The 15,388-nt window shown below is 40.3% G+C and carries 16 protein-coding genes and 1 pseudogene; 4 read left to right on the forward strand and 13 right to left on the reverse strand.

Annotation, left to right across the window (positions count from 1 at the left end; all coding sequences use genetic code 11):
* The coding region (locus AC075L_RS03035) for an alpha-amylase family glycosyl hydrolase (RefSeq protein WP_476387110.1) at positions 1-389 on the reverse strand (389 nt) is incomplete at its 3' end.
* Positions 390-715: 326 nt separating this feature from the next.
* Between AC075L_RS03035 and AC075L_RS03040 the strand changes: the two genes are divergently transcribed.
* Both AC075L_RS03040 and AC075L_RS03045 read left to right on the forward strand, forming a co-directional pair.
* Positions 716-1,234 (forward strand): hypothetical protein, encoded by a 519-nt coding sequence (locus tag AC075L_RS03040; RefSeq protein WP_196049234.1) that lies wholly within the window; start codon positions 716-718, stop codon positions 1,232-1,234.
* Between the two features lie 155 nt (positions 1,235-1,389).
* Complete coding sequence (locus AC075L_RS03045; RefSeq protein WP_055059760.1) at positions 1,390-2,517, forward strand: ComEC/Rec2 family competence protein; 1,128 nt, start codon at positions 1,390-1,392, stop codon at positions 2,515-2,517.
* Between the two features lie 33 nt (positions 2,518-2,550).
* On the opposite strand, the gene AC075L_RS03050 is transcribed toward AC075L_RS03045, so the two are convergent.
* Positions 2,551-3,030, reverse strand: a complete 480-nt coding sequence (locus tag AC075L_RS03050) for an acyl-CoA thioesterase (RefSeq protein ID WP_008703099.1) — start codon at positions 3,028-3,030, stop codon at positions 2,551-2,553.
* Between the two features lie 367 nt (positions 3,031-3,397).
* On the opposite strand from AC075L_RS03050, the gene AC075L_RS03055 reads away from it, so the two are divergent.
* Positions 3,398-4,783, forward strand: a complete 1,386-nt coding sequence (locus tag AC075L_RS03055; RefSeq protein WP_020993894.1) for a citrate/2-methylcitrate synthase — start codon at positions 3,398-3,400, stop codon at positions 4,781-4,783.
* Between the two features lie 342 nt (positions 4,784-5,125).
* Complete coding sequence (locus AC075L_RS03060) at positions 5,126-6,982, forward strand: serine hydrolase domain-containing protein (RefSeq protein WP_196049233.1); 1,857 nt, start codon at positions 5,126-5,128, stop codon at positions 6,980-6,982.
* 128 nt (positions 6,983-7,110) lie between these two features.
* On the opposite strand, the gene eno is transcribed toward AC075L_RS03060, so the two are convergent.
* From eno to AC075L_RS03115, 11 genes and pseudogenes are all read right to left on the reverse strand, one after another.
* Complete coding sequence (gene eno / locus AC075L_RS03065) at positions 7,111-8,415, reverse strand: phosphopyruvate hydratase (protein ID WP_420314490.1); 1,305 nt, start codon at positions 8,413-8,415, stop codon at positions 7,111-7,113.
* Positions 8,416-8,826: 411 nt separating this feature from the next.
* Complete coding sequence (locus tag AC075L_RS03070) at positions 8,827-9,279, reverse strand: hypothetical protein (protein ID WP_476387111.1); 453 nt, start codon at positions 9,277-9,279, stop codon at positions 8,827-8,829.
* Positions 9,280-9,374: 95 nt separating this feature from the next.
* Entirely contained in the window at positions 9,375-10,130 is a 756-nt protein-coding gene (locus AC075L_RS03075) for a M56 family metallopeptidase (RefSeq protein ID WP_476387112.1), read from the reverse strand.
* Positions 10,131-10,142: 12 nt separating this feature from the next.
* On the reverse strand, positions 10,143-10,529 hold the full coding sequence (locus AC075L_RS03080) for a hypothetical protein (RefSeq protein ID WP_173697922.1): 387 nt from the start codon (positions 10,527-10,529) through the stop codon (positions 10,143-10,145).
* A gap of 294 nt (positions 10,530-10,823) precedes the next feature.
* Positions 10,824-11,084 carry a heavy-metal-associated domain-containing protein gene (locus AC075L_RS03085; protein WP_022380708.1) on the reverse strand — a complete coding sequence of 87 codons (261 nt, stop codon included), beginning with the start codon at positions 11,082-11,084 and terminating at the stop codon, positions 10,824-10,826.
* 71 nt (positions 11,085-11,155) lie between these two features.
* The gene (locus tag AC075L_RS03090) at positions 11,156-11,638 is read right to left on the reverse strand and encodes an FMN-binding protein (protein ID WP_476387116.1); all 483 of its coding nucleotides are present in this window, start codon (positions 11,636-11,638) and stop codon (positions 11,156-11,158) included.
* Positions 11,633-12,187 (reverse strand): annotated as a pseudogene (locus AC075L_RS03095) (FMN-binding protein); the annotation flags it as partial. The gene AC075L_RS03090 and the pseudogene AC075L_RS03095, both read right to left, overlap by 6 nt.
* Before the next feature lie 243 nt (positions 12,188-12,430).
* Positions 12,431-12,661: a hypothetical protein gene (locus AC075L_RS03100; protein ID WP_476387113.1), complete on the reverse strand. Its 231-nt coding sequence runs from the start codon at positions 12,659-12,661 to the stop codon at positions 12,431-12,433.
* 131 nt (positions 12,662-12,792) lie between these two features.
* A complete protein-coding gene (locus AC075L_RS03105) occupies positions 12,793-13,005 on the reverse strand; it encodes an Ig-like domain-containing protein (RefSeq protein WP_476387117.1) in 213 nt (70 codons plus the stop codon).
* A 16-nt stretch (positions 13,006-13,021) separates the two neighbouring features.
* Complete coding sequence (locus AC075L_RS03110; RefSeq protein ID WP_476387114.1) at positions 13,022-14,683, reverse strand: penicillin-binding Tp47 domain C-containing protein; 1,662 nt, start codon at positions 14,681-14,683, stop codon at positions 13,022-13,024.
* 250 nt (positions 14,684-14,933) lie between these two features.
* On the reverse strand, positions 14,934-15,388 hold a 455-nt coding region (locus AC075L_RS03115; protein ID WP_476387115.1), incomplete at its 5' end, for an FAD:protein FMN transferase.

Genomic DNA, 15,388 nt, shown 5'->3' on the forward strand with positions numbered 1-15,388 from the left:
TTGCAGTACCAGTTGAGATATCTGGAATGTTCGCGGTTTTGCTGAATATCTTTAAATGCAAAGAAATCACGGCCTGTGTGATTGAATACACCATCGAAAATAACTTTGATCTCTTTTTCATGACAGGCTGCCACGAAGTTTTTAAGGTCTTCGTTGGTTCCGAGACGGGAATCTAGCTTTTTGTAATCTGTGGTTTCATAGCCATGTCCTACACTCTCGAATAAAGGTCCGATGTATAATGCTGTACATCCGATTTCTCTGATGTGGTCGATCCATGGAAGTAATGTGTTCAGACGGGAAACAGGAGCACTGTAGTCATTGTGCTTCGGCGCACCGGTTAAACCCAGTGGATAGATGTGATAGAAAATTGCCTCATTATACCAGCTCATAAATGACACCTCTGTTTTTAAATTTATAATTTCAATTTTATGGGGATTTTTTTACCCTGATATCATACAGGAAAGAAAATAATTAGATAAACTGTATTATAGTTGAAATTATATTCATACGATTCTTATAATAACAGATTTTTCAGACAGAATCCAGTTTTTTTTCAATTTTGGCTTGTATATCTCAGGATAGTGATGTATGAACAGTAACTTAAAATTTACTCTACAAAAAAATCTACTTAAGGTATATAATATTGCTGTAAATAATCTGGATATGCATAGAAATAGAAAGAAACAAACATAGATAAGCAAGGAGAATATAAACCATGAGACATATAGATGAAATTCAGATTGCCGGAACTGCAATCCTGCTTTGTGGCGCGATGTTTGCGGTTTCTGCTGTGGCACCTACCGGTAATACAGTGTCAAAAGCTGTTACAAACTTTACGGAAGCTCCGGAAACTGCTGCTGAGGCTCAGGCACAGGCAGAAGCTCAGGCTGAGGAGGATGGATTTACCATTTATACTCAGGAAAGTAACTATGATTCTGATTATGACAACAGTTATAATGATACTTCTTACGATGACTCTTCTTACAATACTGATACGACGCAAGACGGTTCTCTGGATGATACAGGGCAGGAGAATGATAATACAGATACAGGAGATGGATCTTCTGATGATGGAAGCAGTGATCAGACATCGTCTGACGATACAGGGGATGATTCTTCCGATCAGATTGATTATCCCAGCGATGACGGTTCCGGTGACAGCACAGATGGTTCTCTGGATAACTCTGATACATGGGAAGACAATGGAGAGGAAGTTCAGCAGATAGAGTATTAATCAATCTGACGCAGGACTTCACGCTAAAGCATTTTTCAAACCCGCTCCAAGATAAACTGGATTATTTGTATTATTTTACGAAATTACTATAATTATGTTTTTGTTTCTCAATAAATGGTATAATCAAACTGTTATTAACATTCAGGAGGCTTTTTATGAAGAAACAAAACAGATTACTATCACTAATTCTATCTCTGTTCCTTCTGCTGTTTACCTTAGTTCCGCAATCAGCACTGACGGTAAAAGCTGAAGGCAACAGTGAGATGGCAGTTCATTTTATTGACGTTGGACAGGGAAATGCCATCTTAGTACAGTCCGGAGGACAAAATCTTTTGTACGATGGCGGGGATCAGAGCCATGCTGATCTGATCATCTCCTACTTACAGGAACAGAATGTGGAAAACATTGACTATATGATCGCTTCTCACTATGATGAAGATCATATCGGCGGTCTTGTTCCATGTATAGACAATTTCTCTGTAAGTAATATATTCGGACCAGACTATGTACATACTTCAAATTTATTCAATAATTTTATGAATACTGCCACTGCAAATGCAATTATCGTACAGTATCCTTCTGTAGGTGAAACATTTGATTTTGGCACCGGAAGTTTCACTGTTCTTGCACCGAATGGTATCAGCCAGAACAGTAATGATAACTCTCTTGTAATCAAACTTGAAAATGGTTCAAATAGCTTTATTTTTACCGGAGATGCAGAGGAAACCAGTGAACAGGATATGATCAGTACGGGTATGAACCTTGACTGCGATGTTCTTTCTGTTGGTCATCATGGGTCTGCAAGTTCAACTACCTGGGATTTCCTTGAGGCAACTTCTCCATCTTACGCAGTCATAAGCTGCGGAATCAATAATCAGTATAATCATCCGTCAGCAGATACAATGGGACGTTTATCAGATATGGGAATCCCTGTATTCCGAACAGATAAACAGGGTACGATCATTGCAGTCTCCGATGGAACAAATATTTCCTGGTCACAGGAGCCATGCAATGATTATTCTTCCGGAGACTCCTCTGTAAATGCTTCTGCAGGTGGCACTGGTGGAAACTCCTGGCAAGAAGAAACTACCACTTCTGATCCGGTACCTGAACAGGAAGAATCCAACAATGCAGATCTAGGAACAATGGTATGGATCCCTGCAACCGGCGAAAAATATCACAGCATTCCCAACTGTGGAAGAATGAACCCGGATACAGCCAGACAGGTATCCAGATCAGAAGCCGAAGCTATGGGATACGGACCTTGCAGTAAATGTTACTGATAAACAAAAACAGCCGCATTTGCGGCTGTTTTGTTAAAATCCTTCCTGTCTGCGGATTTTCCAGAGTTTTGCACGTTTCTGTGCAGCTTCATTCTCTATCTGCTGAGTAACTCCCTCAATGATAAGTCCCGGTACTTCCACAGGATGCTGATGTTCATCTGTTCCAACCATAATAAAATATGCGCGGTTGATCATGGTTCTGGTTCCATCAAGAGCTTCACAGTAAGTATCAATACGTACTTCCATGGAAGAACGTCCCACATGTGTAAGCCGTCCGATGAGAACGATGGTATCGTTCACTCTGGCTCCGGCTTTGAAATACATATTGTCTACTGCAACAGTTACCACATTCATTTCCGCATGACGCTTGGCAACAATACCTGCTGTTTCATCAATCCATGCAAGCAGCTGTCCGCCAAACAGATAACCTGCGGCATTCAGACACTTTGGCATTAATAAATGAGACTGCTCTGTTAAGGAGTCCTCAACTCGTTTCATTTTTCTTTCTGACATTTCTTTTCTCACTTCCCCTTTATCATGCTTTCTGTTGGCTATTATAACACGTTCCATGATTTTGTGTTATATTTTTCATAATTTTCCTTCTGTATAATTTTAAAGCGTTATCACTTTAATATGAATGTATGAAAAAAAATACAATCTTTGTCTTGCCTTTCCCATCACTTTACTGTACAATGTTTAAATAGGTACAAATACAAATGTTCGCCATAGTAAAACACTGATCGCAAGGATGCATCTGCAATTCACTGTATCAGTGTTTTTTAATAAAATTCACTATAATATGCATTATTTACGAGTATTGCTATAAGTGAATTTGCGAATATTGCTGTAGATAAATAACGGGGAAATGAGGAATGATATTATGGAAAAACATGAAATGATGAGTCTGGAAGATTCCGGACAGCTTCGTGACAAAATAAGATTCTTTGAACAGGAACTGCTCAAGAATCATCATATCGATCCAAATCTGTATGTAGAATATAATGTAAAAAGAGGTCTTCGTGACTCCGCAGGTAAAGGTGTCCTGACAGGTCTTACAGAGATTTCTGATGTTAATGGTTATAATCTGATCAACGGCAGACAGATTCCGGCTGATGGACGTTTATACTATCAGGGAATCAATGTACAGGATATCATCAGTGGTCTGAACGGAAGACGTTTTGGATTTGAAGAAACAATTTATCTTCTGATCTTCGGTAAGCTCCCTGATAAGGAAGAACTTTCCAGATTTCTGGATATGATGTCTGATATGGAGGAGCTTGGCGGTCGTTTTGTCCGCGATGTTGTTATGAAGGGAACCAATGCCAATATTATGAATGCCATGCAGCGTTGTGTTCTGGCTCTCTATACATATGATGACAATCCGGAAGATATTTCTCCTGAAAATGTACTTCGTCAGTCTCTGGAACTGATTGCAAAGCTTCCTGAAATTGCCGTATATTCTTACCATGCATATCGCCATTTCAGAAAGGATGATACCTTATTTATCCGTAATCCGCAGAAGGGGCTTTCTCTTGCCGAGAACATTCTTCTTATGCTTCGCCCGGATGGAAAATACACAGAACTGGAAGCAAAAGTTCTGGATATTGCACTGATCCTGCATGCTGAGCATGGTGGCGGTAATAACTCCACTTTCACCACTCATGTGGTAACTTCTTCAGGGACAGATACCTACTCTTCTACTGCTGCATCCATCGGATCTCTGAAGGGACCTCGTCATGGTGGAGCAAACCTGAAAGTTCAGAATATGTTTGCTGATCTGAAGTCTCATGTAGATCAAGATCACTGGGATAACGAAGATGAAATCATAACTTACCTCAAGAAGGTTCTGAATAAAGAAGCATTTGACCATGCAGGGCTAATCTATGGTATGGGGCATGCAGTCTATACACTTTCCGATCCTCGAGAAGTGATCCTGAAACGCTTTGCCCAGGCACTTGCTGAGGAAAAGGGAATGACAGAGGAATTCGAGCTTTATAACAGAGTAGAAAATATTGCCGGCAAACTGATTATGGAACATAGAAAACTGTTTAAGAATGTCTGCGCAAATGTGGACTTCTACAGTGGATTTGTATACAGCATGCTTGGTATTCCGGAAGAGTTATTTACTCCGATCTTTGCTATTGCACGTATGCCGGGCTGGAGTGCTCACCGTCTGGAAGAACTGATTAATGCAAATAAGATCATTCGTCCTGCTTACAAATATGTAGGACATCATACAGATTTTGTTGCTTTTGACGAAAGGTAAACAGATGAAACTTATTACTGGCTGCGGTTCATTCCGCAGCCGTTTTATTATGTCACTAAAGTGAGCTTCCCGCAGAAAGAGAATCCTGCGCTACTGTCCACTGGTAATATCGTTACTGTTCACTCCGTTCACAGTAACGTAGCCAAAATTCATTCCAGATTGCCTGCGGCAATGGAATTTTGGCTTGTATGTCTCGGGATTTTGGCATATTCATGCCAAAACACCTCGCGGGATAGTGGTGTGTGAACAGTAACGTAATATCCTTTCTCGTAAAAATATAATTTGCATTTGTTGTATGAGGTCTGTATAATCAAAATAAATCCGAAAAAGGAGGTATTCTCTATGGCAAAAGAACAGATTGCGGTTGCAGAACTGGTTTTAAATATGATCCTTGGAAAGACAGGCGGTACACGGGTAGATTATTTCCCACAGAAACCGGATTTTCCGTTTGATGCAGTTTATGAACAGGCATTTGTACGTGCCACACCGGAGAGTCAGGGAATCTCCTCTGATCTGTTTGCTGCCCTTCTTCGGGAACTGGATGCTTCCAAAGATACGGAAATGCATCATTTTATGGCACTGCGTCATGGCAAGGTAATCTGTGAATGTAATTTTGCACCATACCCTAAAGGAATGTGGCATATTACACATTCCATGTGCAAGAGCATCACAGGTATGGCAATCGGCATGTTGATCGAAGAGGAAAAATTAAAACTCGATGAAAATATTTATGACATTTTTCCGGATCATATAAATGCCTTTTCAAAGATTTTCCGCCCTGTGATCACAGTAGAGCATCTGCTGACCATGACAAGCGGCGTAACTTTTAATGAATCAGGTATCGTGTCCGGAAATGACTGGCTTGGAAGTTTTCTGAATGCATCTGTCAATGGAAAACCCGGAACAGAGTTTCAATATAACAGTCTGAATACTTATGTTCTTTCTGCAATCGTGACGAAACGTACAGGAGAAACCCTGACCGAATATCTGACTCCGAGACTGTTTGGTCCTCTTGGTATCACGAAATATTACTGGGAAACCTGTCCGAAAGGAATTACAAAAGGCGGCTGGGGACTGTTTCTCTGTGCAGAAGACATGGCAAAACTTGGCCAGTTGTATCTTCAGAGGGGAAAATGGAATGGTCAGCAGCTGGTGTCTGAATATTGGATAGAAATATCTACGGCACGACATCTGAAAACTCAGAATGGCACCTATGGATATGGATATCAGCTATGGATGGAACAGCGCCCGGGAAGCTTTGAATATAACGGAATGTTGGGACAGAATGTTATTATTTATCCGGATATGGATATGGTTCTTGTCACAAATGCCGGAAATAAAGAAATGTTTCAGGACTGTATCATGCTGAATATCATTCGGAAATATTTCCCTGTTAATTATCATCCCGCCGATGTTCTACCTGAGAATCCGCTCTCCTATAGTCTTCTGAAACGGTTGTGCGGAGAACTGGAAAATGGAGAAAATAATAACAGAAGTACTTCTCTGCGCGGGAGATGGAAAAGAAATGTAGTTTCCAGAAGGAAGCATTCAGATAAAAAGTACAGCTACCGTATTTCAGCAGCCGTTGATCGCCCATCTGATCATCACAGTTTTATGCGGGCTGTAAGCGGCAGAACTTATGTTATGGAACAGCAGAATATTGGAATTGCGCCGTTGTTTGTGCAGGTATTCCACAATAATATGACAGATGGTATTTCTGAAATTTCTTTTACTTATGATGCAGGAAACTTTTACGTTTCTTTTACCGAAGGTGAGGTGATCCATAAGCTTCCTGTTGGATTTGGAAGGGCTGCGGATGGCTGTGTTGATCTTCATGGAGAACATTACCTTGTAGCTACACTGGGAGAATTTGCAAGGGATGAAAACGATATCCCTGTATTAAAGCTGGAAATTACTTTTATAGAAGAATGTGTGAAACGAAAAGTGCACATTTTCTTTCATGAAGATAATGGAATTGAAATCAGATGGAACGAAACACCCGGTAAAAAAATGATTCTGTCAGGACTGAGTTCTATTACTGAAGAACTGTCAGGAAACTTCCTGTATAATTCGCTTCTGGGAGATCATAATATTACGACAGAACTGCTGCACCGGCTTATGGAACAGACGATTGAGCCTGCTGTAAGGGGATATCTGAAGAGTTCGAAAGAAACAGACAGTATTGATACAGATGAGTGAATATAATAAAGTCTCATATACAAAAATGCATTTCTCACTAAACGATTAAGATGAGAAATGCATTTTGCATTTTACAGGTTGATTTTATTTATGGTATGAATTATTCACGAGGATTGCTATAGTTCTGTTTAGTCCTGTTTTACATTAAAGGCTTTCATTCCCGGATATACTGCGCTTGCGCCGAGTTCTTCTTCGATACGGAGAAGCTGGTTGTATTTTGCAACACGTTCGGATCTGCTTGGAGCTCCGGTCTTAATCTGGCATGTATTCAGTGCTACTGCAAGGTCAGCGATTGTTGTATCTGCTGTCTCACCGGAACGGTGGGAAGAGATTGCTGTGTAGCCTGCTTTGTGAGCCATCTTGATTGCTTCCAGTGTTTCGGATACAGAACCGATCTGGTTTAATTTAATCAGGATTGCATTACCTGCGCCAAGGCTGATACCCTTTGCAAGTCTTTCTGTATTTGTAACAAACAGGTCATCACCGACAAGCTGCACTTTGTCGCCAAGTCTAGCTGTAAGTTTCTGCCATCCTTCCCAGTCTTCTTCATCCAGCCCGTCTTCGATAGAGATGATCGGATATTTTTCGCATAATTTAGCCCAGTGCTCAATGAGCTCTTCGGATGTATACTCTGTGCCGGCTTTTGGAAGTTTGTAATATCCTTTGCCTTTTTCACTCTTCCATTCAGAGGAAGCAGCATCCATGGCAATCCTGAAGTCTTTGCCTGGTTCATATCCGGCTTTCTTAACTGCTTCAAGGATTGTCTCGATTGCTTCTTCATCGGATTTCAGTGCAGGTGCGAAACCACCCTCATCACCTACTGATGTAGCAAGTCCGCGTTCTTTCAGGATAGAAGCAAGTGCATGGAATACTTCTGCACACCATCTTAAGCACTCTTTAAAAGAAGGTGCCCCAACTGGCATGATCATGAATTCCTGTACATCCAGACCGGATGATAATGCGTGGCATCCACCGTTTACGATGTTCATCATTGGAACTGGAAGACGGTTTCCGGATACTCCGCCAAGGAAACGATACAGCGGAATCTCAAGAGAGGTTGCAGCTGCTCTGCAGCATGCGATAGATACTGCAAGGATTGCATTTGCTCCAAGTTTAGATTTATCTTTTGTTCCGTCTGCTGCGATCATTGCTGCGTCTACTACATAGATGTCGCTTGCATCGAGACCTTCGATTGCTTCGTTGATTGTTGTGTTGATATTCTCTACTGCTTTCTGTACACCTTTTCCAAGGTAACGAGCTTTATCTCCATCTCTTAATTCCAGAGCTTCGAATTCTCCTGTAGATGCACCACTTGGAGCTGTTCCTCTTGCTACAGTGCCATCCATCAGATATACTTCTGCTTCTACTGTCGGATTTCCTCTGGAATCCAGAATTTCTCTTCCAATTACTTTCTCAATTTCTAAGTACATGATAAATCCCCTTTCTGGTTTTGCATTTGGACTCCTGGTACACCGTAGCTGGGATGTACCAAGTGGATCATATCTGAGGTACGGCTTTCAGCATAGCCGCGATTTCAGCAAGTACAGATGTAATCCAATGTTCCGAAGAATTCAGCAGGTCTTCGGATGGAGTTCAAATGATTTAATTCACGCGAGAGTTTGCTATATCTAACTCTATTGGTTAGTATATTCTAACTTTTGTAAAAATGCAAGAGGGAAATTGGAAGGATATTGAGAAAGTATTTCAGAAATACATCAAGATTATATTTATGTTTAATATATTTTGCTTGTAGATAACAAATTAATTAAATAAAAATCTTCAAATATCTAAAATAGTTCTTAAATATTTGAAGATTTTTGCACATTATACAAATAAATATTTAATTAATGAGGGCATTTTGCATATGTAATAGTATGATCATACTGGGCATTAGCACTATATCCACATTTTTCACATCTTTGACATTTATATATTTTAACAGTGCATCCACCAGAAGAATTTTTTGAATGGGTATAAAAAGTTGCCGGAACCATACTATGCGTACATAAAGCATAAGTATCTGAAGATTCTTCTTGGTATACTATCTGATTTCCGTCTGAATCAACAAATATACTATCACCTTGAGAAAAATCAATGGCTGCAGTTGCAATATCGTCCATATCTTCAAATCCAAAATCATATATTGAACCATCAGAAATGAATTCTTCAAAACTTTCATCAGATGATTGCGTTGGCTGATATGCCATCACCGTCCCAGCACTTGCCACAACTGTCAACGCCGACACTGCCACCATAATTCCTCTCTGTAACATTCCTTTTCTCTTTTCCTTCATCATGTAGTCTGATCCTCCTTTTTAATGTTTTAAAATCATTTCCTTCTTTATTGTTTTTATGTCCGGAAAGATTATTTTTCCACACGGCTGGACGAATATCAGAAATTGAGGCTTCTAATACCAGCAATTTCGCATAGATCCTGACGTTTTTCTTTTGTGCAGCCATCAACTGCTACACTGTCACTGACTATTTCTGCTGTATCTATGTAAAGGAAAAGTAAAAGATATGCCACGGGATTCATCCAGTGCAGACACAGAACGAAAAGGCATAAAAGTTTTACTAAATTGTCATGATTCTTCAAATGTGTATGTTCATGTTTGTATACCATAATAAAATCAGGATGCAGAGGAAAGCTCTCTGGAAACACGATTTTCTGACGGAAAAATCCGATGGTACATGGACCACAAATCTCATCCGGAATCAGGTAATAAGTAAGATTATCTTCAGGATCTTCAATCTTTTCAAAGATATAGTTCCGGATAGAATGTGCTCCTCTCCAGTATTTAATAATCTCATAGATTGCGAAGATAATAATTCCTGCTAGCCAGATCCTGGCAAATATATTAAACCATTGAGGTATCCATATGTAATCACCCTGCTTTTCACTCCAGAAAGACAAGGTGCCTGATAAATAAGAATCAGCTTTTCTGCCAATTAACATTGTTTCCGGAAGTGCATCTTTTGGAAGTAAATACTTCACCAACTGCACAGGCACCAGATAAAAGAAAACACCTGTCAGCAGTAATCTTCTTCCGAGAATGTAGTTATAATTTCCACGTTGAATTAGATATAAAAATAAACAGATCATTACAGGAATGCTTCCTGCAATGGACATACAGACTAACAGTTCCATTTAAACATCACATCATTTCTTCTTAATGTATTCTAATAAATATTCTTTCTCTTCCTCTGTAAGTTTCTGATCAGAGGTCAGAGCACTGACAAGGATGTCCATATCAGGAACTGTATATCCTGATGCGGATGACCTGAAAGTGTGTGCAGATTTGGCAGTTTCCGTCTCGCCCTTTTCTTTAGCAAATTTGTTTAATTTATCATACAGATAACTGTTTCTCAGTCCAAGGATAAACATAGTTCCCGGATAAAGTAAAGATACTGTTGCAGCACCGATCATATATAAGGTAAATTTATGTGTATCGTCTACAGGAGGTTTGCTCATAAAATTGATAAAGAAGCAAATACCGGAACATAAGGTAAATAAAATCCAGCAGACAAGTTCTATTTTTCTTTTCATTCTTTCATCTCCTGATTAATCAGGCAGATAGAGTCATTTGTCTCACCTGATTCGGTTAAGTAATTGTAAATTTCTGTCACTTCTTAACTACAAATAGTCTACCATGTTTTGTACAAATTAAGCAACTGATTTTTGGGAATTTTTCAGACTTTTTAACGCCATTATTCGAGATTTGTCGAGAAATCAACTTGTTGGCACAGAGAAAGCCAGGCAAAAACTGCAGTATAATCTGCAAAGTTTCTGCCTGGTTTTTTAATAGGTTTATGATTTAATGATATTTACTGAACATGTTCATTATTTATGAAAAAATGAAAACAAACCTTTCTTTTTTTCATAAGGTTGTGAACTGATACCTTTTACTTCATATCCTGTTGCGCTGATGGCTGTTTTTAGCTTTGCTTCGTCTACAGGTTTCTCTGAAATGATCACAGTTTCCCCTTTGCTGTGGGAAGAAGTAACTTTATCTACCTGAAAGACTTTTCTCACTGCATCGTTTACGTGAGATTCGCACATTCCGCACATCATACCGTCTACTTTTACAGTTGTTTTAATCATATTGTTGTCCTCCATTTTTACGTTATAAGTTAGAAATAGCCAGAGCATATGATTTTTTTCTTACAATAATTTTATGCCAATGCCTGGGCAAGAGCTTTCTGAATTGCTCCAAGGATTCCCTCTGAGGAATAAGTGGCACCGCTTGCAGCATCAATTCCGTCTGCTGACTGATTTCCCATAATCTGAGGATAAATAGTTTCCCATGCATAATCAAAGTACTCAGGTGAATCACTGTTACTCTGTTCAATAAATGCAATCTGACCACCCTGAATCGTTACGGTCACATTTACTCTTCCACTGTATCCGTAGCTTGAGCCTGTATAAGTTCCGTCAATATATGGTCCTGTAGGTTCCGGCGTAGGCTCCGGAGTCTCTTCCGGTGTTGGTGTGGGAGCTGGTGTTTCCTCTGGTGTTGGAGTAACTTCTGGAGTCGGAGTTTCTTCCGGTGTCGGGGTTGGGGTTGCCTCAGGAGTTGGCGTAACTGTTACTTCTGGTGTTGGAGTTGGTGTCACTTTTGTGGTGTCTTTTTCAGCCTGTTTCAGAATATCTTTCATTGCGTTTATGATACCCTTTGAAGAGTAGGTTGCACCACTGACAGTATCAATGCCATCGACAGACTGATTCTGAATGATCTCATTTTCCAGGATATCCCATGCTTTCTTAAAGAACACAGGGGTATCTGTATGCTCTGCTTCCAGAGACTTGATCATACCTTTTTTAATCTTAGCTGTCAACGTAATTGTCCCACTGTATCCTTTACCGGTTCCTGTATAGGTTCCGTCTTTGTAAATCTGTTCGTCTCCCGGCTTCGGTATTGGAGAAGGTTTCTTTGTCGGTTTCGGTGATGGAGTGGGAGTTGGCGTAACAACTGCCTGATTTCCTGATGGAATTGCCTGTGACAATGCATTCTGAACCGCAGTAATAATTCCGTTTGAAGAATAAGTGGCACCACTGACTGCATCTACGTTCGGAGACTGGCTTGCAAGAATTTTGCTGATCACACCCTGTGCATTTGCAAAATAGGAGGCTGTTTCATTTGATGCATCTACAATATTGATAGCTGCAATTTTATTGTCAGTGACAGTTACCTGAACAGTGATCGTTCCTCCGAAACCAGTTCCGGAGCTGTGCTATAGGTACCGTCTGCATATCCACCGGCAGGAACTTCTGTAGTTGGTGTGACTGTGCTTCCTGCACCACCCCCTGCTGTACCTCCATTTGCAGAGGAACCTGTAGATGAATTTTTCTTTGTTCCTGTTTTAATCTTACTTGTTTTTTTTGTCTTTTTTGATGTTTTTGAAATTGAGGTTCCATTGGTTTCAGAAGAGTCTTCTGAATCAAAATCCTTACCTGCCAGTTCCTTGTGAAATCAATTCTTTAATCTCATCAGTAGACATAACATTATTATTGGAAACTGATGTAGTCTCCACAGGACTTTTATCTGCCTGATAACAGGTTACACAGACTGCTGCAAAAACTGCTGCCGCAGGAATAAGCTTTAACCATGGACGGAAACTGTCCTGTTTGGGTTTCATTTCCGGAGTCTTATTATTTTTCTGCTCATTATTTTTGTCCATAAATTTCTCCTTCTTCAATGATTCCAGGAAATTATATTCAGGTGATTACTGTAATAACTGTATAAAGTTTTACAGTTGAAAAGAAATCCTGCCCTTTCTGTGGGATACAGGATTTCTTTTCTCAGCTCAGATTATTTTACAGTTACTTTAACTGTTTTGGTTACGCCATTGCATGTTACTGTGATCTTGGCAGTACCTTTTTTAATACCTTTAATTGTACCATTGGATGATACTGTAGCAATTTTCTTGTTGCCGGATTTGTATGTAACTTTTCCTGACGGAGCTGCTTTTGCTGTGATCTTAGTTGTTTTGCCGACTTTTACAGATGCAGATGTTTTGTTCAGTGTAAGAGTTGGATTTTTAACTGTTACTTTGCAGGTTGCGCTTTACATCTCCGCATTTAGCTGTGATGACTGCACTACCTTTTGCTTTTGCAGTAACTTTACCGGTTGTTTTGTTTACGGCTGCAACTTTTGGGTTGCTGGAAGTAAATGTAACTTTTGGTGCATCTGCTCCTGTTACAGTTGCCTTCAGTGTAGTTGTTTTTCCTTTGTAAACAGTGGCTGTTTTCTTGTTGAGAGTTACTGTTACCTTCGTATCTGCTTTAACAAGAGCCTCTACTGCTGCGTTCAGATGAGTTGTAGCTTCATCAACCTCTGCCTGAGTTGGCTTTTCTTTTGCAAGAAGATCCTTTGCTTCCTGAAGCTCTAACTGCATTGCCTTCCAGGAATCTGCTGTGTAATCTGCTTCTTTTAAGGCTTCTGCTTTTTCTACTGCTGCTTTTAATGCTGTTGTATCTGCTTCTCCTGCTTCCGGTTTTACGATGTTTGTATCTGTTGCATTAACTTCAAATACAGTATCTGCATATCCCATTGCATATACGGTGATTTTCCATTTGCCGGTTCCATCTGTTCCTTTTGGAAGCTGGCAGCGGTAGGAATCTGTCAGACCAAGCTGGATTCCCATTGCCTTGTGCATCCAGTTATCTGCTGCAAATTTTGTTCCGTAAGATGCCAGAACTTTAGCACCATTTCCGTAGTAATCCCATTTTACAGCATACATTTTAGCACCAAGAGCACCATATCCGTCACCTGTAATATCTACTCTTAAGAATTCGCCGTAACTTCCACTTGCTTCTTTTACTGTTGCGGTAACATTGGATGCTGTCTGGAGTGCCTGATCTTTAAGTCCGGAACCTGTACCGTTTGTTCTTGCCTTGAATGTGAATGTTCCATCGGAACCTTTTACAGCTTCTTTTAAGCCGTTTGTTTCAGCGGTAACATCCGCAACTGCACTATAGGACTGCAAATTGTTTTCTCCAAATCCTCCGGCAACTGTGCTTCCGTCTTCCACAACCTTGAACTGGGATTTGAAGGCTTCATAATCTTCTGCTTTTACTGCGACAGGTACATATTTCAGGCCTACTACGTTATAATGGTCGAATTCTACAACACTTCCATCAGCTTTTGTAATCTGTCCTCTTTCAGGCTGATTCAGCTTTACAGTTGTTCCGTCTGTAAGAACTGCATCATTAGCTGAGGTCCAGTAGGAAATCTCATAAGAACCGCCGTTTTTGTCATACATGATTGCTTCACACTGGTAGCTTCCTCTGTGCAGGCCATGGTTTACAGTAGCTCTGGTTACTGTGTCGAAACCGCCTTTGTCAAGTTCATCATGGCTGTCTTTTGTTCCATTGGAAGCTGTGTTTGCAGCATTATAAACTCCCTCAGATGCCCAGTACTGTGCCCATGTCAGACCTGCATAGACATATTTGTAGCCTGTTTCTGCTGTTGCAGCGAATTCATCTTCTGCTGTTGCCTGATCGTCAACAAAAGTTGTTTCCTCATCGCCTGCAAAAGCATCAGCGGTGTCATCTGCTGCATCAAACTCATCTGTCTGTGCCTCAGTCTCCACAGCAGTATCAGATGTAAAATCCGCAGCCATAACCGGTAATCCTGAAACCATCATTGCTGCACTTAAAATTGCAGGAGCTGCCATTTTGATTAAATTTCCTTTGCGCATACCTTTAAATCCTCCTGAATATGAGTTAATAAATAGTTACTGTTCACACACCACTATCCCGCGAGGTGTTTTGGCATGAATATGCCAAAATCCCGAGACATACAAGCCAAAATTCCATTGCCGCAGGCAATCTGGAATGAATTTTGGCTATGTTACTGTGAACGGAGTGAACAGTAACAATAAATATATTTCCAAACTGTCCGGAAAACTGAAATTTTTGACAGTTCAGAAATCTTTATATAAGATAAACCTATTCACCGATGGAATAAGTATCTTTCAGTAATTGAAATCTTTCTTTCATGCCTTCCGTCATCCAGACATGATCAGAATCATCTACGAACAGTCCGTCTGCATTGTATTTCTTCAAAAGTTCTTCTGCCTTTTCTTTTCCCAGTACAAAGCATGCAGTGGAAAGTCCGTCTGCGTTCAGGCCGTCATCACACACAACCGTCACAGATGTGAGACCGCTTCTTGCAGGATATCCTGTAGCAGGATCCAGTATATGATGATATCGAACACCATCTTCTATAAAGTATTTTTCGTAATCTCCGGAAGTAGATAAAAATTCAGTACCATTCAGAGTAACTACTCCCAGGTAATCACCTTCTGTATCCCGCGGATCAGTGACAGCTACCTGCCAGGCAGAGCCGTCGGGTTTGCTTCCATAGCTCATAACACTGCTGCCGCCCAGATTCAGGATCATGC

It is taken from the genome of Blautia sp. ZXY-1-B12 (assembly GCF_056339915.1).

What these genes read in the sequence shown, in the direction of transcription:
- AC075L_RS03090 (WP_476387116.1), bottom strand. Translation starts at nt 11,638, where the DNA reads ATGAAAGATATTCTGAAACAGGCTGAAAAAGACACCACAAAAGTGACA.
- AC075L_RS03100 (WP_476387113.1), bottom strand. Translation starts at nt 12,661, where the DNA reads ATGGACAAAAATAATGAGCAGAAAAATAATAAGACTCCGGAAATGAAA.
- AC075L_RS03050 (WP_008703099.1), bottom strand. Translation starts at nt 3,030, where the DNA reads ATGTCAGAAAGAAAAATGAAACGAGTTGAGGACTCCTTAACAGAGCAG.
- AC075L_RS03075 (WP_476387112.1), bottom strand. Translation starts at nt 10,130, where the DNA reads ATGGAACTGTTAGTCTGTATGTCCATTGCAGGAAGCATTCCTGTAATG.
- AC075L_RS03080 (WP_173697922.1), bottom strand. Translation starts at nt 10,529, where the DNA reads ATGAAAAGAAAAATAGAACTTGTCTGCTGGATTTTATTTACCTTATGT.
- AC075L_RS03110 (WP_476387114.1), bottom strand. Translation starts at nt 14,683, where the DNA reads ATGCGCAAAGGAAATTTAATCAAAATGGCAGCTCCTGCAATTTTAAGT.
- AC075L_RS03070 (WP_476387111.1), bottom strand. Translation starts at nt 9,279, where the DNA reads ATGATGAAGGAAAAGAGAAAAGGAATGTTACAGAGAGGAATTATGGTG.
- AC075L_RS03085 (WP_022380708.1), bottom strand. Translation starts at nt 11,084, where the DNA reads ATGATTAAAACAACTGTAAAAGTAGACGGTATGATGTGCGGAATGTGC.
- AC075L_RS03040 (WP_196049234.1), top strand. Translation starts at nt 716, where the DNA reads ATGAGACATATAGATGAAATTCAGATTGCCGGAACTGCAATCCTGCTT.
- AC075L_RS03055 (WP_020993894.1), top strand. Translation starts at nt 3,398, where the DNA reads ATGGAAAAACATGAAATGATGAGTCTGGAAGATTCCGGACAGCTTCGT.
- AC075L_RS03060 (WP_196049233.1), top strand. Translation starts at nt 5,126, where the DNA reads ATGGCAAAAGAACAGATTGCGGTTGCAGAACTGGTTTTAAATATGATC.
- AC075L_RS03045 (WP_055059760.1), top strand. Translation starts at nt 1,390, where the DNA reads ATGAAGAAACAAAACAGATTACTATCACTAATTCTATCTCTGTTCCTT.